We start from the raw sequence: 20,017 nt of genomic DNA on the forward strand, positions 1-20,017 counted from the left end.
CCAACGTGCGGAGGCGCGCTCGGATTCCGCCGGACGAGCGTTGTCCGCTGAGCGCGAACACGGGTCTGCCCAGTGGATGGACACCCGTCCGGAGTAGTCACGGACCGTATGTAAGGTAAGGCGTACCTAATGACGGGAGGCCGGCGTGTCGCACCCTCGGACACTCACGTCACCCGAAGGCGGGCTTCGGGACTCCCTCTCCAGGATGCCCGAAGACGCCCGGCTCCGCGCGGCCGTGCCGGCAGGCGAGCCGGGCTGGGTCCGCTGCGGCGATCTGCTCGGTGAACCGGCCCGGCTCGTGCGCTGGCGGGAGCGGCTCTCCGGCTGGCTGACCGAGGCGTATCCCGAGGCGGAGACGATCCCCGAGCGGACCCCGGCGAGCTGGATCCTGTCCTGGTACCTGCACGTCCCGGCCCTGGCCGGCGCGATGCTGCTCCATCACGGACGCCGCGTCCCGTCGCTGGCGCCCTCCGCGCTGGCGTTCCGGATCGGCGCCGACCGGCCCCACCCCGATTCGGTGGCCGTCCTCGGCGAAACGTTCCACTGCCTGCCGACCGACCCGGGCTCCGCGCATCCGCGGGCCGTCGTGGTCCCGGACGAGCGGGCGCTGGCGACGGTGCTGCGGGGCAGGTACGTCGCCCACGCGAGCCGGTTCATCGACGTCTACGGGCCGCTGACGAGGCTCGGGCGACGGCAGTTGTGGGCCGCGGCCACGGACGCGCTCGACAACGCGCTGTGGTCGGCCGGGCGGCTGGGCGGGACCCCGGAGTCCGAGGGCGCGGGCGTCGCGGACGCCGCCCTGGTCCTCGAAGCCCGGTTCCCACCGCTGACCTCGCCGTCGAAGCTGACGCTCACCATGGGAGCCGACGGACGCCGCGAGTGGACGAGAAACCGCGAGGGCTGCTGTTTCAACTATCTGTTGCCCGCGGAATCGGAATGCGGCGGCTGCCCGAGAGCGCGTTAAGGCTTCCAGCCGGGGTCACGTCCCGTCGCACCCAAGGCGCGCTCGAACGTCGTCGCATTCTCCGCGACGGTCACTTCTTCGCCGTACACCTTCATGGCGCGCGCCTGGTCGCCGATCTCCAGCGCGATGGCGTACACGGCGTCGGCGACTTCGGGGAGGACGGAGAACTTCGCGCCCGTCGCCCTGGCGAGGTCCCAGCCGTGGAAGACGAACTCGTCCAGCACCATGTATCCCGCCATCGACGCGGGCATCGGGCTGCCGCCGAAGGTGGTCTGTCCCCGCCACGCCTCCGGCGCCCCGAAGACGTCCACGAGCCGCGCGGTCTGCTTTTCGATGGCGGCGAGCCATCCGGCGCCCACGAGGTCCGCCTCGGCCACTCCGGAGGACGCCTCGGGCGGCGCCGCCTTGCGTCCGGCGGCTTCGAGCCAGGGGCCCCAGTAGAGAAGGTGGTTCAGCAGCGCTCGGACGTCGTATTCGGCGCACGGGGTGCGCGCGGAGAGGCCGGGCTCGCCGATCCCGCGCAGGATTCCGGCGAATTCCGCGGCGGCGGGGGCGATCAGGGCAGCGTGTTCGGACATGTGGGCATGAGTTCACGGAACCCGGCGCGCTGTCTTGAAGAAACGCGACAGGGTTAGGTTGCTCCCATGAGCGGGCACCGGATCCCGGCGGGGATCGTCAACCTGCGGGAGGCGAAGTTCAGCCTCGTCCGGCACCGGCCCGCGCCGGAGCTGCGCCCGTTCGTCGACCATCACTGGGTGCTGCGCTGGGATCTGACCGGCCGCCCGCCCCATGAACAGGTGGTGCTGCCCAATCTCGCGGTGAACGTCACGTTCTTCCGCGACGCGGCCGGCGCGTTCGGCCCCGGGAAACGACCTTTCCGCTACACCGTCGCGGGCAGGGACCACGGTATCGGCGTGCGATTCCGGCCGGGGGCTTTCCGGGCATTCCTCACCGGTCCGGTCTCGATGATCTCCGGCGGTTCCGTTCCGCTCACCGATCTCTTCCCCGATGCCGGGCCGGTGACGGAATCGGTACGGAATGCGACGGACGACTTCGAAATGGTCCGCCGCTGCGAGGAACTGCTACTCGGCGGAGATCCCGTGCTCACCACCGCGGCCAGGACGGCCGTCGAAGCGGTGGAAACAATCGCGGCCGATCCGGCCATTACCAGAGTCGGCGAGCTGTCAAGCCGGACCGGCCTGTCTCAGCGAAGCCTGCAACGCCTGTTCGCCGAACATGTCGGTGCCGCCCCCAAATGGGCGATTCAGGTATACCGCTTGAACGAAGCGGCGGCACGGATCGCCGCCGAGGAACGGCCGGACTACGCGGAACTGGCGACCGCGCTGGGCTATAGCGACCAAGCGCACTTCACCCGGGATTTCCGCTCCGTGACCGGATGGGCGCCCACCGAGTACGCCCGGTTGAACCGTGTACAAGAACAAGAAAGCCGCCGGGAACGGATTCCCGGCGGCCGTGGAGTCTGAAAGACCTCAGTTCTTCTTGTGGTAGGCCTCCACGACCTCGGACGGGATACGTCCGCGGTCGGAAACCTGGAAGCCGTTCTTGCGGGCCCAGGCGCGAATGGCCTGGTTCTGCTCGCGGTCCACGGTCGCGGGACGGGCGGCGGCCTTCACGCCGGCGACCGGACGAATGGCGGTGCGCTTACGGCCACCCGCGCGACGGGCGTGCTCCACATACTGGGCCAGCGCGTCACGAAGCTCTTCCGCGTTTTCCGCGGAAAGGTCGATCTGGTAGCTCACACCGTCCAAACCGAACTCGACGGTCTCTTCCGCCTCGGTGCCGTCGAGGTCGTCGACGAGCGAGACGAGCACCTTCTGTGCCATCTGTTTCCTCCTGCTGGGGCTTACACGAATGATCTGGTACGGGGCATGCCCCGGACAGAAGACTTTGTCTAGCGACATTAATACCCGCTACCGACTCATAACGCAAATCTTGTTTACGAGAACGATCGAGGTATCTCTGTCACGCGGACGGGTTATTCGGGTCGGACGAGCGGGAACAGGATGGTCTCCCGGATACCAAGGCCGGTCAGCGCCATCAGCAACCGGTCGATCCCCATTCCGACACCACCGCTCGGCGGCATTCCGTACTCCAGCGCACGGAGGAAATCCTCATCCAGGTTCATGGCCTCACTATCGCCCTGCGCACCCAGCCGAGCCTGTTCCACCAGACGCTGGCGCTCCACGACGGGATCGACCAGCTCCGAGTATCCGGTGGCCAGTTCGAATCCGCGCACGTACAGATCCCACTTCTCGGCGACCCCCGGCTTGCTGCGATGTTGCCTGGTCAGCGGGGATGTCTCGACCGGAAAATCACGGACAAAAGTAGGTTCGTGGAGATGATCGCCGACGAGATGTTCCCAAAGTTCTTCGACGAGTTTGCCGTGACCTAACTTCGGGTCGAGCTCCAGCTCTCGCGCTTCGGCATAGGAACGCAGCTTGTCCGCCGATGTCTCGGGAGTGACCTCTTCCGACAACGCCTCGGACAACGACTCGTACATTCCGAGCGTGGTCCACTCGCCGGACAGGTCGTACTCCGAACCGTCGGCCAGAGTGACCACCTGAGTACCGAGAACGTTCTGCGCCGCCTCCTGGATGAGCTGACGCGTCATCACCGCGTTGGAGTCATAGGTCGCATACGCTTCGTAGTACTCGAGCATGGCGAACTCGGGCGAGTGCGAGGAGTCACTGCCCTCGTTCCGGAAGTTCCGGTTGATCTCGAAGACCTTCTCGATACCGCCGACCACACAACGCTTGAGGTACAGCTCCGGCGCGATCCTCAAGTAGAGGTCGAGGTCGAAGGCATTCGAATGCGTGACGAATGGCCTGGCCGCCGCGCCGCCGTGCAGCGTTTGCAGCATCGGGGTCTCGACCTCGAGGAATCCCCGGCCGTGAAACGAGTCACGCAGGGAACGCAGCACACCGGCGCGGGTGCGGACCACGTCCCGCGCCTTGGGACGCACGATCAGATCGACATAACGCTGCCGGATCCGCGTTTCCTCGGCGAGGTCTTTGTGCGCCACGGGCAACGGGCGCAATGCTTTCGACGTGATCCGCCACGAGGTGGCCATCACGGAAAGCTCACCACGCTTCGAGGTGATGACCTCGCCGGAGACGAATACGTGATCACCGAGATCGACATCGGACTTCCAAGCCGCGAGAGCGTCCTCGCCCACCTTCGCGAGGCTGAGCATCGCCTGCAACTCGGTCCCGTCGCCTTCACGGAGACTCGCGAAACACAGTTTGCCGGTATTGCGCATGTACATGACCCGGCCGGTGATACCGACGATCTCGCCGGTGGCGGTGTCGGCCGGAAGACCGGAATGCTTCGCGCGGACTTCGGCCAGCGAGTGCGTCCGGGGCACCTCTACCGGATACGGATCGATACCCTCCGCGATTATCCGGTCGCGCTTGTCCCGGCGCACCCGCATCTGTTCCGGCAGGTCTTCGTCGGGGCTCACGCCCTCGGATGCGGGGATTTCAGTCATGGCGCACAGCGTACGAACCCGCCGCTTCCCTACGCCAACCGGATTACCTTTTCCGGGTCCGGACCGGCCGGTTTTCTGTCCATTAACCTTGAGCGCGTGAACTCATCCGGTCCCGGCATCGAACCCGAACTGCACGCCCGCCGCGCCGCCTCGTTCGGCGCGAGAGCGGCCGCCTATGCCGCGCACCGGCCGGACTATCCGGAAAAGGCACTGGCCTGGGGGCTGGCCGGCGCCCGGCACGCGCCGGTACGGGTACTCGATCTCGCGGCGGGGACCGGCAAGGTCAGCGAAGGCCTGCTCGGGCTGGGTGTCGAGGTCACCGCGGTGGAGCCGGACGAGAAGATGCTCGCGGAACTGAAGAAGGCGCTCCCTTCCGTGACCCCGCTCATCGGGACGGCCGAGGAGATCCCGCTGCCGGACGGCTCCGTGGACGCAGTGGTCGTCGGCCAGGCCGTCCACTGGTTCGACCTCGACCGGGCGTATCCGGAGATGGCCAGGGTGCTGAAACCGGGCGGCGTCGTCGCCGCGCTGTGGAATCACGACGACGAGTCGTCCGGCTGGCTGGCGGAGCTGAACGCCCTGATCAAGACCTCGGCGAGCAGGCGCTGGCTGAGCGACTACGAATCGTTGCCGGAACACGAGGCCTTCGAGCCGTTCGAGAAGAAGACGTTCGGCCACAAACAGCCGAGGACCGCGGAGACCCTGGTGGCGACGCTCGCCACCCATTCGCACATGCTGGTCGCCCCGGCGGAGGAACGTGAGGCCAGACTTCGCACGGCGCGGGAATTCCTCGACCGGAATCCGGAAACCGCCTCGGGGGAATTCGACCTGCCGATCACCACCACCGTCTTCCGGGCGGGTAAGCGATGACCGACTGGAAGGCGACGTTCACCGCGACGTTCGGCGCTCCGGCGTCGGCGGTGTCCGCGCGGATCTGGGCCGAGGCGTACGGCGACGAGTACCCCGCGGAGCTGGACACCTACAGCTTCGTGACCCGGACCGACCTGCGCCGCATCGCGGCCGAAGCCCGCCTGGAGCCGGGTGGGCGGCTGGCCGACATCGGCTGCGGGCGCGGCGGCCCCGGGCTGTGGGTCGCCGCGCGCACCTACGCGACGCTCACCGGCATCGACATCGCCGAGACGGCGCTGGCGGCGGCGCGGCGTCGTGCGGAGGTGATGGACGTCGAAGCGACCGAGTTCCTGGTCGGCGACTTTCAGGACACCGGCCTGGACGACGCGTCGTTCGAGGCGGTGATGAGCGTCGACGCGCTGCTGTTCGCGCCCGACAAACGGCGTGCCTGCGCGGAGTTCGCGCGGATCCTCGTGCCAGGCGGACGTCTGCTCGTCACGACCTGGGACTTCGACGGGCAGCCGGTGAACCGGCCGCCTCAGGTGGCCGACCACCGGCCGCTGCTGGAAGCGGCGGGGTTCGACGTCCTCTCCTATGAGGAGACCCCGGACTGGCGGGCGCGGCAACGGCGGACCGTCGAGCTCTCGCTCGCGCGGGTGGAGGAATTGGCCGCGGAATCGGGGCAGGATCCGGCTCGGCTGCGGGCGAGCCTCGAACAGACGCTGCGGAACCAGGACCTGATGACGCGGCGGGTGCTGATGGTCGCCTCCCGCCGCGTTTAGTCCTCTAAATGCGGTAGTTGCACACGCAAGGACCGCATCTAGAGGACTAAACGCGGTGGTTGCGCTCGTAGACCAGGCGGAGGCCGAGGAGCGTCAGATCGGGCGCGTGCTCGGTGATCGTCTCGGACTCGCCGAGCACCAGGGGCGCGAGGCCACCGGTCGCGATCACCGCGACCGGCTCCGTCCCGCCGGGCGACAGCTCGCGCTTGATCCGCTTCACGAGGCCGTCGACCTGGCCGGCGAAACCGTAGAGGATGCCGGACTGCAGGCATTCCACGGTGTTCTTCCCGATCACCGACCGCGGCGGCACCAGCTCCACCTTGCGCAGCGCCGCGGCCCGCGCGGCCAGCGCGTCGACCGAGATCTCGATCCCGGGCGCGAACGCGCCGCCGAGGAACTCGCCCTTGGCGGAGATGGCGTCCACATTGGTCGAAGTCCCGAAATCGACCACCACACAGGCGGTGTCCGGGTGCAGATGGTGCGCGGCGAGGGTGTTCACCAGCCTGTCCGCGCCCACCTCCTTGGGGTTGTCGACCAGGAGCGGCACACCGGTGCGCACCCCCGGCTCGACGACGATCTTCGGCACCTTGGCGTAGTACCGCGAAAGCATGACGCGCAGCTCCCGCAGCACGGCGGGAACCGTGGACAGCGCGCTGATCCCGGTGATCGCGTCCGCGTGCGAACCGAGGAGCCCGCGCATGGTCAGCGCGAGCTCGTCGGCGGTCATGCGCGCGTCGGTGCGCATGCGCCAGTCGCCGACCAGCTCTTGGCCGTCGTACAGCCCGAGAACGATGTTGGTGTTGCCGACGTCGACCGTGAGCAGCAAGGGCTCAGCTTTCGGCGTGCAACAGCGCGTCGAGACGGCGGGCGTCGGCGGTTTCGGCGACCGGGAAGGTCATCGTGTCGTCGTCGGCCAGTGTCACGGTGCCGCTCAGCAGACCCGAACCCTCCGGCGCGTGCCCGGGGTTGGCGCCCTTCTCGACGATCCGGTTGTCCGCGTCGACGAAGACGACCCGCGGCCGGAACGCGGCCGCCTCGGCGTTCTCCATCTGCGCGTACGAAATCAGGATCACCAGATCACCGGGGTGCACCAGATGCGCCGCGGCGCCGTTGATACCGAGCACCCCGCTGCCGCGTTCGCCCGCGATCACGTACGTTTCGAGCCGCGCGCCGTTGGTGACGTCCACAATGGACACCTGTTCGCCCGGCAGCAGATCCGCCGCGTCCATCAGGTCCTCGTCGACGGTCACCGAGCCGACGTAGTGGAGGTCGGCCTGGGTGACCGTCGCCCGGTGGATCTTCGATTTCAGCATCGTGCGGTACATCGTGGACTCTCCCTATTCCCCTGCGTCCAGCGCGTGTTCCGGATGGTCGGCGGCGCCGAGCACCACGCCGACGTTGTCGATCAGCCGGGTACTCCCCACCCTGGCCGCGATCAGCAACCGCGCTTCACCGTCCACGGGCGCGGGCCCGAGGTCGGTTCCCCTCAACTCGAGATAATCGACCTCGACCGCGGGACGCGCGGCGAGGGTCTGCCTGGCGGTCGCCAGCACGGCTTCCGCGCCGTCGCGTCCGACGAAGGCACCCGCGGTGAGCGCCGCCGACAACACGATCGCGTCCTCGCGCTGTTCCGGGGTCAGGTAGACGTTGCGCGAGGACAACGCCAGCCCGTCGCGTTCCCGGACCGTCGGCACCCCGATGACACGGGTGTCGAAGTTCAGGTCACGCACCATCTTCTTGATCAGCACCAGCTGCTGGTAGTCCTTCTCCCCGAAGAAGGCGTAGTCCGGCCGCACGATGTTGAACAGTTTCGCCACCACGGTCAGCACGCCGGCGAAATGCCCCGGCCGCGCCGCGCCTTCCAGCTCGTCGCCGAGCGCGCCGGGATGCACCGTGACGGTGGCCCCCTCGGGATACAGATCCGACGCCTTGGGCAGGAAGCCCAGCTCGACTCCGTCCTCCTTCAGCACCTCGAGGTCCTTGTCCAGCGGACGCGGGTACGCCTCGAAATCCTCGCCCTCCCCGAACTGCAGGGGGTTCACGAAGATCGACGTCGCGACCACCGTGTTCGGCAGGCGCTTCGCCCGGCGGATCAGCTCGCGGTGCCCCGCGTGCAGGGCGCCCATCGTGGGCACGAGCGCGACCTTCCGGCCGACGCCGTGCAGGGCACGCGTCACCTGGCTGACCTGCTCGGGCGGCTGGAAGGTGTGCAGCGTGCCTCGGGCGAATTTCGGTGTGGTCACTGGTTTTGCTGCCCTTCGGCGGGATCTGCGGGATCACTCAGGAGTTCGGTGAGCTCGGCGGCGGCCGAAGCGTCCAGGAGCCCGGCGGCGTCGCCGCGCGCCAGCGTGCGCTTGGCCAGCGCGCGGTAGCTCGGGGCGATGTCGGGGCCACGTTCGGCCAGCACCGCGAGATGCTTACGCACGGTGCCGAGATCACCACGGGCCACCGGCCCGGTCAGCGCCCGGTCCCCGTGTCGCAGAACATTATCCAACGCCGCCGACAACAACGGAGCCACCAGGCGTTCGGGCTGGGCGATTCCCGCCTCCCGCAACAGTTCCCCGCAGTCGGCGACCAGTGTCATCAGGTGGTTCGCGCCGTGGGCCAGCGCCGCGTGATAGAGCGCCCGCGCCTGGTCGGGGACCCGGACGGGCTCCGCGCCCATCTCCACGGTCAGCGCCTCGCCGACGTTCCACGCCGCTTCGTCACCCTCCGTCGCGGTGACGCCGACGCTGCAGGTGGCCAGCCGTTCGAGGTCTTCGGCGCGGCCGGTGAAGGTCATCACGGGGTGCAGGGCCAGCGGCAGCGCCCCGGCCTCGGCGGCGGGCGCGAGGACGTCGATCCCGTGCGCGCCGGAGGTGTGCACGACGATCTGCCCTGGCCGCAGCGATCCGGTGGCGACGAAACCGCGCACCATCCCCGCGAGCGCGTCGTCCGGAAGGGCCAGCAGGACCAGGTCGGCCCGGCGGGCGACCTCGTCGGGCGGCAGGAGGGGCACGTCGGGGAGCAGTTGCTCCGCCCGGCGCACCGAAGCGTTGGAAAGGCCCGAAGCGGCGACGACCGTATGCCCGGCCCTGGTGAGCGCGGCGCCGACGACACTGCCGACGCGCCCCGCGGAAACGACGCCTACGGCCAGGCGAGCGGGCCTCATCATGGCGCGCGCCAGTGGACGCTCATGGTCGAAACTCCTCAACTCGTTCCAGTCCCGCTCTGCGGTCGCGGGTACCAGACGACGGCGCGAGGGTAACCCTCCGGCACGGGTCTGAACCGGCCCCCGTGACCAGCTTCACCTGACAGTGGTCATCCGCGCGGCGCGCCGTCGGCCAGCCGCACGGCCTCGGCCCGCGACGTCTTGAGCACCTGGAGCAGCTCACGTTGGCGCTGTTTCGCGTCGTCGGTGAGCTTCCGTCCGCGCCGGAGGAACGCGAGCTCGGTCACGCTGGCCTGGTAGCGGCCGACGGCCTTCGCCGCCTCCCGTCCCGACTGCTTCCGCGCCTGTTTCCGCCACGACCGCCGTCCGGAGAGGCTGGCCAGCAGCGGGACCTCGGACGGCGCGATCCAGCGCGCGTCGACCATCATGGGCAGCGCGGCCGCGACGATCCGCTGCTCACGGCGCCGCTGCATGACCACCACCGAGAAGACCCCGATGAACAGCGGCACCATGATCAGGAAGTAGACGTTCAGGAAGGTCTTCGCGCCGCCGAGCAGCGCGGCGCCGTTCCAGAGCGCGTGCAGCAGCACCGCGACGACGTACCCGCCGATGGGCGCCAGGATCCGCAGCGAGCGCACCTTGCTGCTCGCGGCGACGCCGAGCCCGATCCCGGTCATCACGGCGAACAGCGGATGGGTGAACGGCGAAAGCACACCGCGGAGGAAGAACGCCGCGAGCACACCGGCGCTCGTGCCGTCACCGAAGCCGTGCTCGGCGAAGGCGCGGCCGAAGTAGTAGATGTTCTCGGTGAAGGCGAAGCCCGCCGCGGTGAACCCGGCGTAGACGATGCCGTCCACGACGCCGTCGAACTCGCTCGGGCGGCGCCACCACAGCAAGAGGATGAAAGCGGCCTTCGCGGCCTCCTCGACCAGCGGCGCGGAGACGAGACCGCTGATCTTGCCGCCGACACCGGTACCGAGCAGCAGATCACCGACGGCTTCGGCGCCACTGTTGAGCAGCAGCGCGATGATCGTCGCGACGCACGCGCCCCAGACGAAGGCGAGCAGCAGGAGCTTCGGCGGTTCGGGCTCCCAGCGGTCGACCCACAGGAACGCGGTGACCACCACGGCGACCGGGACCAGCGCCGCGAGCACGCCGATCCCCACCGCGAGCGGGCCGACCTTCTCGGTCACCGTGCCGAAGACGAACAGCCCGCACAACGCGACGGCGATCAGCCCGAGCACCGGCAGCAGCACGGTGATCGACCGGGACCGGCGGGTCGGTCCGGGGCCGGGCGCCGGGGAGGAAGGCTCGCTCACAGCGGGTCACCCTACCGTCGGTACGGGGTCAGTCTTCGGCACGCCGCCTGCGCCGCGGAGTGGATTCGTTCGCGCCGTTGGCGGCGAGCAGATCCATCACCGACCGGCCGGACGCGTGGGAACCCGCGTCGGAGGTCTCCGGACGGCTGTGCGAAGAGCCGTTGCGGGACGGCGTCTCGTCGTCCGGCTTCGCCCGCCTGCCGCCGTGACGGCCGCCCGAGGACTCGGCGCTCTGCCAGGCCGGGGGCTCGCCGTCCGGCCGTCGGCGACGACCGCCACCGGTGGGCTCGGGAACGTTCGGGGCCGGGGTGAGCGAAACCGAGGAGTCTTCCGCCGCGCGGCGACGGCGTCCACCGCCGCCGTTCTGCGCCAGGCGGATCTCTTCGGGCAGCGTCGGGTTGACCGCGAGCGGCTCCTCGACGGGCGGCGAGCCGTGCCGCGACGGCGCCTCGGCCGCCGGACGGCGCACCGGTTCGGGCTCGGGCTTCCGCACGGGCTCGGCCCGGCGAGGCGGCTCGGACACGGCCGGGATCGACGGCGGGGTCGGCGGCTCCGGCTCACGACGAGGCTCGGGACGCGGCTCCGGCCGGGGCAGGGACACCGAAGGCTGCGGCTGCTGGGGCTTGGGACGCAGCCTGTCCTGGAAGTCGTCCTTCCTGGGGAACGCCGCGCTCAGGTCGGAGACCGGGCGCTCCTGCGTCCACGACGGCTTCCACTCGCCGGTGGCCTCCATGGGCTCCGGCGCGGCCGGCTTGTTCGGGGGCGGCGGCGTGCCGCCGGCCGGACGGGACCGCTCGACCGGCTTCATCCCGGGGCGGGTCAGGCCGAGCTCGCGATTCGGCCGGGGACGGTCCGGCTCGACCTTCTTGACCGGCTTCGCGGGCGCGGGCGGCTTCACCGGCGGCGTCTGCTTCCGGGTCTGCTCCTCGGGCCGCGGCGCGGGGGGACGCTGCACGGTGCCGGCGTCGAGCCGCTGCTGCAGCGACGACTGCTGAGGGCGGCGGGGCGGCTCGTTGCGCTGGGGCTGCCGGGCGACGGTGGGCATCGAGGGCTGTGAGACCTCGGCGCGCGAAACCCCCGGCATGGACGGGCGGGACACCTCGGCCGGGGTCACCGGCGGCGGGGTCTTGCGCTGGGCGTCGACCCTCGGCATCGGCCGGGAGACCTCGGCGGGCGACATCCCGGGGTTCGACATCTCCATCCGCTCGCGGCGGGCGGCTTCGGCGGCGAGCGCTTCGGCCGCCTTCGAGGCGCGGGCGTCCGCCTTGCGCATACTGCGGCGAGTCGACTCGTCGACCGGTTTCGGCCGCTGGACCTGATTGCTCTGGCCGTAGCCGCCCGCGCCGTTGACCTGGCCGTTCGCCGGTTTACGGCGGGCGGCGGGCGGCGTCCCGGCCCGCGCGGCGGCGGGTTCGAGAACGCGGTCGATCATCTCCGTCGGGCGTTCGCGCTCGCGTTCACGCTCGTCGACGTCGATCGTGGTGCCCTTGGCCGCCATGAGCTGGGGTTTGCCGTTGCCGTTCTCGGATCCGGCGCTCATCAGCTGCTTGTTGTCGAGGGACCGCATCCGGGTGGCCTGCGCGGTGAGCGCGACGCGTTCGAGGAGGACCTCGCCGCCGAAGAGCGACTGGAGGCTTTCCCGCAGGGCGCTCACCTCGGCTCTGAGCGCTTCGAGCTCTTCCTGGGAGCGGCTCTCGGCGGCCTGCCTGGTCTCCGCCTCGATCTCCAGCTCGAACTCGCGGCGGGCGGCGATCTCGCGTTCCAGCTCCAGCTCGTAGACGGCCTGCGCTTCGGCGACGGCGTCTTCGCTCTGCGACACGTGCTTGCGGTAGCGGACCGCGAGGAACGCACCGATCAAGGCGGCCCACAGCGCCGCGACGATGCCCAGCCGCAAGTAGCGGAGGTCGTCGGAAAGCACCAATGCGAGAGTCGCGCCGACGGCGAGAACCAAGCCGACGACAAGCCACGGCCTACCCGCAAGGCGGCCGCGCGAGTCGTCACCCACCCCGGTCATGCCCAACACCGTACCTTCTAGTAATCCGAACGAGACCTAGTCGGTACTTCGAGCGGTGGCTCTCGAGCGTTAACCGGTCGGCTCGGGATCGGTGTCCCGATCACCGCCCTCGGGGGTCCGGCAGCAGTGTTCGAGCCATAAAGCCGCAGCTACCAGCGCCGCCGAACTGACGATCCCGACCGTGGCCGAGCGGAGATCACCGCTCGCCGCGAGGAGTTCGTCACGTCGCGGAAAAAGATACGCGAAAGCCGCGAGCCAGACGCCCGTCATGGCGGATCCGGCGAGCGAAGAGGCCTTGGCGAGGGCCACCGATCGAGCGACGGAGATCGCGGAGAGCACGCGGCCCTCCTTGATCCGCGACCGGATGATGAAGGCGAGCACGAACTCGCAGAGCGCGAGGACGAGCAGCGTGATTCCGGCGAAGAGCGGAAGCGCGGGGATGGATCCGTAGGCGACCTGGAAGAGCAGATAGGCCAGGACCAATCCCAGGAGGCCGGCCACCGCCAGCTCACGTGGCCGGGTGAAGTGCATGGTCCAACGCTACCTGGCAGGCTTGACTCTCCACCAACTGGAGAGTCGACGATGAAGCATATGGGCACCGCGGCGGTTTTCACCATCGGAGAGCTGGCCAAACGGACCGGCCTGCCGGTGAAGACCATCCGCTTCTACTCCGACGAAGGGCTCCTGCCGCCGACCGACCGCACCGATTCCGGCTACCGGCTCTACGACGCCACCGCGATGGCGCGCCTGGAGCTGGTCCGGACACTGCGGGAACTCGGGCTGGGCCTCGCCGACGTGGAGCGGGCGCTGACCAGGGAAGCGACCATCGGGGACCTCGCGGTCCAGCACGTCGCCGCCCTGGACGAGCAGATCCGGCGGCTGGAGCTGCGCCGCGCGGTCCTGCGAGCGGTGGCCAAACGGGACTCACCACTGGAGGAGGTCGAACTGATGAACAAGCTCGCGTCGATGTCGGACGAAGACCGCAAACGTTTGCTGGACGAGTTCTGGGCGGACATGGTCGAGGGGCTCGAACTGGATCCGCAGTTCTACGAGCGGATGGTCTCGGCGAAACCGGAACTGCCCGACGACCCGACGCCCGAGCAGCTGGAGGCGTGGATCGAGTTCGCCGAGCTCGTGCGGGACGAGGAGTTCCGCGCGTCGATCCGGCGGATGAGCGAGTGGCACTCGCAGCTCCGGAAAGAGGACGGGGCGGACTTCGGCGCGAAGCAGCAGGAGCTGTGGATGGCGTGGAGCGCTCGGGCGACCGAAGCGCTCGAAGCCGGCCTCGCGCCGGACTCGCCCGAGGGCCGCGAACTGGCGGAGACGATCTTCACGCAGTCTTCGCGCAACGGCCGGGACCCCGGCGACCCCGCCTGGCGAAAGCGACTGGCCGATGGGATGGCGATCAGCACCGATCCGCGGGCCGAGCGGTACTGGTTGCTGCTGGGGAAGATGAACGGCTGGCCGTCGTTCCCCTCACAGATGCCGCAGGCGGAGTGGATCGTCGCCGCCCTGCGCTCCGCGCTGGGCTAGCGCGCGTTTCGTCCTCTAAATGCGCTGGTTGGCGATGCGAACTACCGCAACTAGAGGACGAAACGCGGGCCTGGATCGCGACCGTGTGGATTTCTGGTCATCCAACGCACCAAAATCCACACGGTCACCGGGTGGCCGCCACGCGTTTCGTCCTCTAGTTGCGGTGGTTCGCGTCGCGAACTACCGCAACTAGAGGACGAAATGCGTGAGGCGGACGGAGTCGCGGTCCGAGGCGGGGCGGGCGGCGAGGAGGCCGGCGACGGGACCGTGGCCGGGAAGCACCGCGTCGGGCTCGATCTCCAGCCAGGGGATCAGCACGCTCGCGCGCTCCGGCGTGCCGGGATGAGGAAGCAGCAACTGGGGGTCGTCGGAGCGCACCCCGTCCACGGTCACTATGTCGACATCCAGCGTGCGCGGACCCCACCGGAGTTCGCGCACGCGCTCCGCCGCCTGCTCGGCGGCCTGCCCGGCGCGCAGCCAATCCCAGTGATCGCGCGCCGGGTCGTCGACCAGGACGACGGCGTTGAGGAAGTCCGGCTGGTCCTCGACGCCCCAAGCCTTGGTCTCGTACACCGACGACACCGCGACGACCGAGGGCCGGACCGCGTCGACGGCGGACCGGAGGTACGCGAGCCGGTCACCCAGGTTGGAGCCGAGCGAAAGCAGCGCGCGGCTCATCGTTCGCGTCGCACCGTGACGGCGACGTCGTCGAAGTTCAGCGGGATCGGCGCCGACGGCTTGTGCACCGTCACCTCCACGGCGGACAGCCGCTCGTCGCGCAGCACCTCGTCGGCGATCTTCCCGGCGACACTCTCGATGAGGTCGTACGGCTCGCCCGCCACGATCCCGGCGGCGAGCTCCGCGAGTTCGCCGTAGTGCAGGGTCTTGGTCAGGTCGTCGGACGCGGCGGCCGGACCGAGGTCCAGCCACACCACGATGTCGACGACGAACTCCTGCCCGTCCCGCTTCTCGTGGTCGAAGACGCCGTGCCTGCCGAAGACCCTCAATCCGGTCAACGTGATCCGGTCAGACAACGGGACTCCCCTTCCGCCAAGCCGCCGCGACGGTCACGGCGTCGATACTCGCGCCGACCTCGTGCACCCGCACACCCCAGGCACCGGCCGCCGCGGCGAGCGCGGACACGGCCGCGGTCGCGTTCTCCCGGCCGTCCGGCGGAGCGGGCTTTCCGTCCTTTCCGGACAAAAGGCGCCCGAGGAACCGTTTGCGCGACGCGCCGACGAGAACCGGGAAACCCAGTGACAGGAAGGAATCCAGTCCGTTCAGCAGCGCCCAGTCGTGCTCGGCGTTCTTCGCGAAACCGAGCCCTGGGTCGAGCACGATCGCACTGCGGTCGACGCCCGCGGCGAGCGCTTCGTCCACTCGGGACAGCAGTTCGGCACGCACGTCCACGACGACGTCCTCATAGGACGCCAGCGCGTTCATGTCCTTGCTGTGCCCGCGCCAATGCATCAGCACATACGGGACACCCGTCTCGGCGGCGACCTTCGCCATGTTCGGATCGGCCAGCCCACCGGAGACGTCGTTGATCACGGAAGCGCCGGCCTCGACGGCGGCGAGGGCGACCTCGGCGCGGGTGGTGTCCACGGACATCGCGACACCGTCGGCGGCGAGCGAGCGGATCACCGGCATGATCCGGGAAATCTCGGTCGCGGCGTCCACCCGGGACGCTCCCGGACGCGTCGACTCCCCGCCGACGTCGATCAGATCCGCGCCGCGCGCCCACATCTCGTGCGCGTGCTCCAGTGCCTGCTCGACGCCGAGGTAGCGGCCACCGTCCGAAAAGGAATCGGGGGTGACGTTCAAGATGCCCATCACCGCACACCGGCCGGGCCGGGGCAGGGCGGTCATCGACGGCCCTTGATCAGGTCCAGCGCCTCCGCCCGCGAGGACGCCGAAGACTGCAGCAGCCCGCGCACGGCGGACGTCGTCGTCCTGGCACCGGGTTTGCGGATACCGCGCATGGCCATGCAAAGGTGTTCGGCCTCGACCACGACGATCGCGCCGCGGGGTTCGAGTTTGCGCATGAGCGCGTCGGCGACCTGGGAGGTGAGCCGCTCCTGGACCTGCGGGCGCTTGGCGTAGAGGTCGACGAGGCGGGCCAGTTTGGACAGGCCGGTGACCTTGCCGTGCTCGTTGGGGATGTACCCGATGTGAGCGACGCCGTGGAATGAAAGCAAATGGTGTTCACAGTTATGCGTCAGGTGCCCGGCGATCAGGAAGGTCGGGTGTGGCTCGCATTTGAAGCTGTACACCGTATAGGGCTTGGTTCCTGTGGCCTTCACGGGTCGGACGGACTCTACCTCCACGTACTCCGACTCGATCAGGTCCGTTGAGTAGTCGTCTTGAGGGAAGCCGTGTCGCCGGAACCAGCTGTCGGCAATGTATAACTGCGACGCGATCCCACCACTTTTGGGAGTGAAACGCGCGCCGATGACCGTGGCCAGATCCTCCAGGAAGGGCACGTTCGCGCTGACGACGGTTCGGCCGGCGATCTTCTTGTGACGGAAGCCGTCCCCGTCCACATACCCGTCGAGGAAGCCGTTGAAGGTGCTCAAGTCGTTGAGTACGACCATGGGGAATCGCTGTCGCTGATGGTGGGCATCGCCACCGACGTACTGCCGCATCAGATCCGCGAGGAACGACGAGACGACTCGCACCCGAAATCCCGGAACATCGCGCTCCAGGTAGCCCGAAGGCCGCGTGACCGGTTCGAGTTTCGCCTCGATCCCGAAGGCACGGTAGAGCGACTCGGCGTACTTCTTCGCGAAGTCGCGGTCGTTCACCACCAGCGAGACGTAACGCTCGGCGACGGTCCCGTCGGAGCAGGTCGCACCGATGACATAACCGAAGTCGTAGTCGAACTTCGGCTTCCACCGATCCCGGTTCAGCTTGCGCGCGTGGGTCCACTCGATGAAAGAACCCTCGACGTCCTTGGCCTCCACCCAGCCCTTGGGTGTCGCCAAAGGATGGTCAGGAGTGACCTTGAAACTTCCGCCTGCGGTCGTGACCTCGACAAGCTCACGAGTCTGGTGCGAGCTGATCTCGGTGACCGTGGTCTCCTCGACCTTGCCACCCGACAGAGTCCACAGCTTGTCACCGACTTCGACCTCGGCCGCCTGCTTACGGCCTCCGACCGCGTTCACCGTCTGCTTGCTGGGCACGCAGGTGCTGAACATCGGGATGTCCGTCACGAGCACGAGTTCTTCGTGGGCCTCGTCGAACGTGCGGTCCAGGACGTGGTCCGGTTCGGTGTAGAGACCGGCGAACATTTCCCGGTAAGCGCGAGCGACCCGGGCCGGGGTCTCCAAGAGACCGTCCCGGTCCGGGTCCTCACCACAGGCGAGCAGGAGTTCGCGTACGGCTTTCTCGGCCCGGTCCTGGTCGAAGACCGGGCTTGCGCCGTTACCGCTTGGTGTCGTCCTGTCCGTCGTCACGCCGTTGCTGTCCTTCGTCCTGCTGACCGCCGGGCTGGTCAGCGAACCAGCCGTCGCGCGGGCGGTCTTCGGCGGGACGCCAGGGCTGGTTCGGCTGGCCGCCCGGCTGCGTGGCCGGGGTCCATCCGGGAGGAGCCCCGTAGTTCGGCGGGCCGCCTACGGGCCCACCCTGGTAACCGCCTGCCGGTCCGCCCGGCTGCTGCCCACCATATGCCTGGGGCCAGTGACCGGTGCCGTTCGGCCCACCGTTGGGGCGACCACCGTTGGGGTAGGCGCCCGGCGGCGGCGGGGCGTACGGGTTCGCGTTCGGGTCCGGCGGCGGAGCGGGCTGCGCGTACGGCGGGCCACCGGGAAGGTCGCCGCCGCCCTGCGCGGTGCCGACCGGGGTCGGCGCCGGCTGCAGCACCGGCTGTTCCTTCTTCTCCTCCGGCGGGGGCCACGGCTCGCCGCGCTCCATCGCCAGCTCGCCGGGGGTCTTGATCGGCGGCTTGTCGGACGGCTTGCGGTCGCCGAACTCGTTGAAGATGGTGATGTGCGGGCGCTTCTCGACGGTCGCGAAGATCCGTTCGAGGTCCTTGCGGGTCAGCGTCTCCTTTTCGAGGAGCTCGATGACCAGCTCGTCCAGCACGTCGCGGTAGGTGCTCAGCACGTGCCACGCCTCGGTGTGCGCGGTCTCGATGAGCTTGCGCACCTCCTCGTCGATCTCGTGCGCGACCTCCAGCGAGTAGTCCGCCTGCCGACCGGCGGAGCGGCCGAGGAACGGGTCGCCCTGTTCCTGGCCGTACTTGACGGCGCCGAGCCGGGCGCTCATGCCGTATTCGGTGACCATCGCGCGGGCGATCTTGGTCGCCTGCTCGATGTCGGAGGAGGCACCGGTGGTGGGCTCGTGGAAGACGAGCTCCTCCGCGGTGCGGCCGCCCATCGCGAAGACCAGGCGCCCGATCATCTCCGAGCGGGTCATCAACTCCTTGTCGTCCTCCGGGACGAGCAGGGCGTGCCCGCCGGTGCGCCCGCGCGGCAGGATCGTCAGCTTGTAGACCGGCTCGATGTCCGGCATCGCCCACGCGGCGAGCGCGTGCCCGCCCTCGTGGTAGGCCGTGATCTTCTTCTCCTTCTCGGAGATGATCCGGCTCTTGCGGGCGGGGCCGCCGACGACGCGGTCGACGGACTCCTCCAGCGCGGCGTCGGTGATCACGTGCCCGTTCTGGCGGGCGGTGAGCAGCGCGGCCTCGTTGAGCACGTTCGCCAGGTCCGCGCCGGACATGCCGACGGTCCGCTTGGCGAGGCTGCTCAGGTCGGTGCCCTGCGCGATCGGCTTGCCCTTGGCGTGCACCTCGAGGATCGCCTTGCGGCCGCGCATGTCCGGCGCGGACACCGGGATCTGGCGGTCGAAGCGGCCGGGGCGCAGGAGGGCCGGGTCGAGGATGTCGGGACGGTTGGTCGCGGCGATCAGGATGATGCCGCCGCGCGCGTCGAAGCCGTCCATCTCGACGAGGAGCTGGTTCAGCGTCTGCTCGCGTTCGTCGTGGCCACCGCCGAGGCCGGCGCCGCGCTGGCGGCCGACCGCGTCGATCTCGTCGACGAAGATGATGCAGGGCGCGTTCTGCTTCGCCTGCTCGAACAGGTCTCGGACTCGCGAGGCACCGACACCGACGAACATCTCGACGAAGTCGGAACCGGAGATCGTGTAGAACGGCACGCCCGCCTCGCCGGCGACGGCGCGCGCGAGCAGCGTCTTACCGGTACCGGGCGGCCCGTAGAGCAAAACGCCCTTGGGGATCTTCGCGCCGAGCGCCTGGTAGCGCGCCGGGTTCTGCAGGAAGTCCTTGATCTCGTACAGCTCTTCGACGGCCTCGTCGGCGCCCGCGACGTCCCCGAAGGTCGTCTTGGGCATGTCCTTGTTGAGCTGCTTGGCCTTCGACTTGCCGAAGTTGAGGACGCGGTTGCCGCCGCCCTGGGCGTTGTTCATCATCCACATCAGCAGGCCCAGCACCAGCGCCAGCGGGATGGCGAAGATCAGGATCTGGGTGAGGACGTTCTGCTGGGTGACCTTGGTGGTGAACTTGACCGGGTTGTCACCGCTCTTGAGGCCGATGAGCTGGCCGTAGATGGTGCCCGCGACGTTCGCCGGGTACTGCGCGATGATCTGGTCGACCTGCTGGCCCTCGACCTCGATCTTCTTGTTCAGGAGCAGCTTGATCTGCTGCTCCTTGTCCTCCTGCGAGGCTTCCTTGACGTTGTTCGCGGTGATCTGCTGGTTCGCGATCGAGATCGGCACCTGGGTGTAGCCACGATCACTGTCGAAGATCGTGTTGTATGCGAGAAACGCCAGTACCGCCGCGAGAATCCAGAGCACTGGGTTCCTGAGCACGCTCTTCCGGTTCATACGACTCGGCCCTGGTGGCCTCGACCCTTCCTGGTTGGGCGGCTCCTGCTGTTACC

The 20,017-nt window shown here is 68.9% G+C and carries 19 protein-coding genes and 2 pseudogenes; 5 read left to right on the plus strand and 16 right to left on the minus strand.

The window, feature by feature from the left end; all coding sequences use genetic code 11:
- Positions 1-205 precede the first annotated feature (205 nt).
- Positions 206-964: a (2Fe-2S)-binding protein gene (locus ACOCEP_RS08150; protein ID WP_482336657.1), complete on the plus strand. Its 759-nt coding sequence runs from the start codon at positions 206-208 to the stop codon at positions 962-964.
- Here ACOCEP_RS08150 and ACOCEP_RS08155 read toward each other — a convergent pair.
- Entirely contained in the window at positions 961-1,542 is a 582-nt protein-coding gene (locus ACOCEP_RS08155) for a TIGR03086 family metal-binding protein (RefSeq protein ID WP_482336659.1), read from the minus strand. The two genes, ACOCEP_RS08150 and ACOCEP_RS08155, sit on opposite strands and share 4 nt — an antisense overlap.
- A gap of 66 nt (positions 1,543-1,608) precedes the next feature.
- On the opposite strand from ACOCEP_RS08155, the gene ACOCEP_RS08160 reads away from it, so the two are divergent.
- Complete coding sequence (locus tag ACOCEP_RS08160) at positions 1,609-2,448, plus strand: AraC family transcriptional regulator (RefSeq protein ID WP_482336661.1); 840 nt, start codon at positions 1,609-1,611, stop codon at positions 2,446-2,448.
- Between the two features lie 6 nt (positions 2,449-2,454).
- On the opposite strand, the gene ACOCEP_RS08165 is transcribed toward ACOCEP_RS08160, so the two are convergent.
- Together ACOCEP_RS08165 and lysS are read right to left on the minus strand one after the other, a co-directional pair.
- Positions 2,455-2,808: a histone-like nucleoid-structuring protein Lsr2 gene (locus ACOCEP_RS08165; protein WP_005165380.1), complete on the minus strand. Its 354-nt coding sequence runs from the start codon at positions 2,806-2,808 to the stop codon at positions 2,455-2,457.
- A gap of 152 nt (positions 2,809-2,960) precedes the next feature.
- Positions 2,961-4,472, minus strand: coding sequence for a lysine--tRNA ligase (gene lysS / locus ACOCEP_RS08170; protein ID WP_482336662.1), 1,512 nt, complete (start codon positions 4,470-4,472; stop codon positions 2,961-2,963).
- Positions 4,473-4,568: 96 nt separating this feature from the next.
- Here lysS and ACOCEP_RS08175 point away from each other — a divergent pair, with 96 nt between their 5' ends.
- Both ACOCEP_RS08175 and ACOCEP_RS08180 read left to right on the plus strand, forming a co-directional pair.
- Positions 4,569-5,342, plus strand: a complete 774-nt coding sequence (locus tag ACOCEP_RS08175; RefSeq protein ID WP_482336663.1) for a class I SAM-dependent methyltransferase — start codon at positions 4,569-4,571, stop codon at positions 5,340-5,342.
- Positions 5,339-6,103, plus strand: coding sequence for a class I SAM-dependent methyltransferase (locus ACOCEP_RS08180; RefSeq protein ID WP_482336664.1), 765 nt, complete (start codon positions 5,339-5,341; stop codon positions 6,101-6,103). Before ACOCEP_RS08175 ends, ACOCEP_RS08180 begins: the two co-directional genes overlap by 4 nt.
- 46 nt (positions 6,104-6,149) lie before the next feature.
- Here the strand turns inward: ACOCEP_RS08180 and ACOCEP_RS08185 are convergent, their stop codons facing one another.
- From ACOCEP_RS08185 to ACOCEP_RS08215, 7 genes are all read right to left on the minus strand, one after another.
- Positions 6,150-6,929, minus strand: coding sequence for a type III pantothenate kinase (locus ACOCEP_RS08185; RefSeq protein WP_482336666.1), 780 nt, complete (start codon positions 6,927-6,929; stop codon positions 6,150-6,152).
- A 4-nt stretch (positions 6,930-6,933) separates the two neighbouring features.
- Positions 6,934-7,428 carry an aspartate 1-decarboxylase gene (gene panD / locus ACOCEP_RS08190; RefSeq protein WP_016337767.1) on the minus strand — a complete coding sequence of 165 codons (495 nt, stop codon included), beginning with the start codon at positions 7,426-7,428 and terminating at the stop codon, positions 6,934-6,936.
- A gap of 12 nt (positions 7,429-7,440) precedes the next feature.
- The gene (gene panC, locus ACOCEP_RS08195) at positions 7,441-8,346 is read right to left on the minus strand and encodes a pantoate--beta-alanine ligase (RefSeq protein WP_482336667.1); all 906 of its coding nucleotides are present in this window, start codon (positions 8,344-8,346) and stop codon (positions 7,441-7,443) included.
- A complete protein-coding gene (locus ACOCEP_RS08200) occupies positions 8,343-9,269 on the minus strand; it encodes a Rossmann-like and DUF2520 domain-containing protein (protein WP_482339643.1) in 927 nt (308 codons plus the stop codon). Before ACOCEP_RS08200 ends, panC begins: the two co-directional genes overlap by 4 nt.
- A gap of 134 nt (positions 9,270-9,403) precedes the next feature.
- The gene (locus ACOCEP_RS08205; protein ID WP_482336668.1) at positions 9,404-10,573 is read right to left on the minus strand and encodes a PrsW family intramembrane metalloprotease; all 1,170 of its coding nucleotides are present in this window, start codon (positions 10,571-10,573) and stop codon (positions 9,404-9,406) included.
- Between the two features lie 28 nt (positions 10,574-10,601).
- Complete coding sequence (locus ACOCEP_RS08210) at positions 10,602-12,587, minus strand: DUF6779 domain-containing protein (RefSeq protein WP_482336669.1); 1,986 nt, start codon at positions 12,585-12,587, stop codon at positions 10,602-10,604.
- Positions 12,588-12,656: 69 nt separating this feature from the next.
- Positions 12,657-13,118: a DUF3180 domain-containing protein gene (locus tag ACOCEP_RS08215; RefSeq protein WP_126730147.1), complete on the minus strand. Its 462-nt coding sequence runs from the start codon at positions 13,116-13,118 to the stop codon at positions 12,657-12,659.
- A 60-nt stretch (positions 13,119-13,178) separates the two neighbouring features.
- On the opposite strand from ACOCEP_RS08215, the gene ACOCEP_RS08220 reads away from it, so the two are divergent.
- A complete protein-coding gene (locus ACOCEP_RS08220) occupies positions 13,179-14,120 on the plus strand; it encodes a MerR family transcriptional regulator (RefSeq protein ID WP_482336670.1) in 942 nt (313 codons plus the stop codon).
- A 189-nt stretch (positions 14,121-14,309) separates the two neighbouring features.
- On the opposite strand, the gene folK is transcribed toward ACOCEP_RS08220, so the two are convergent.
- From folK to ftsH, 6 genes and pseudogenes are all read right to left on the minus strand, one after another.
- A complete protein-coding gene (gene folK / locus ACOCEP_RS08225) occupies positions 14,310-14,798 on the minus strand; it encodes a 2-amino-4-hydroxy-6-hydroxymethyldihydropteridine diphosphokinase (RefSeq protein WP_482336671.1) in 489 nt (162 codons plus the stop codon).
- Entirely contained in the window at positions 14,795-15,154 is a 360-nt protein-coding gene (gene folB / locus ACOCEP_RS08230) for a dihydroneopterin aldolase (protein ID WP_125694967.1), read from the minus strand. The genes folK and folB overlap by 4 nt, the downstream gene beginning before the upstream one ends.
- Entirely contained in the window at positions 15,147-15,989 is an 843-nt protein-coding gene (gene folP, locus ACOCEP_RS08235; RefSeq protein WP_482336673.1) for a dihydropteroate synthase, read from the minus strand. The genes folB and folP overlap by 8 nt, the downstream gene beginning before the upstream one ends.
- Positions 15,986-16,330: pseudogene (folE, locus tag ACOCEP_RS08240) on the minus strand (GTP cyclohydrolase I); the annotation flags it as partial. The pseudogene folE and the gene folP, both read right to left, overlap by 4 nt.
- A 972-nt stretch (positions 16,331-17,302) precedes the next feature.
- Positions 17,303-17,575, minus strand: a pseudogene (locus tag ACOCEP_RS08245) (GTP cyclohydrolase I); the annotation flags it as partial.
- The gene (gene ftsH / locus ACOCEP_RS08250; RefSeq protein WP_482336674.1) at positions 17,544-19,961 is read right to left on the minus strand and encodes an ATP-dependent zinc metalloprotease FtsH; all 2,418 of its coding nucleotides are present in this window, start codon (positions 19,959-19,961) and stop codon (positions 17,544-17,546) included. The pseudogene ACOCEP_RS08245 and the gene ftsH, both read right to left, overlap by 32 nt.
- Positions 19,962-20,017: the final 56 nt, after the last annotated feature.

This window comes from Amycolatopsis sp. CA-211722 (genome assembly GCF_056828465.1).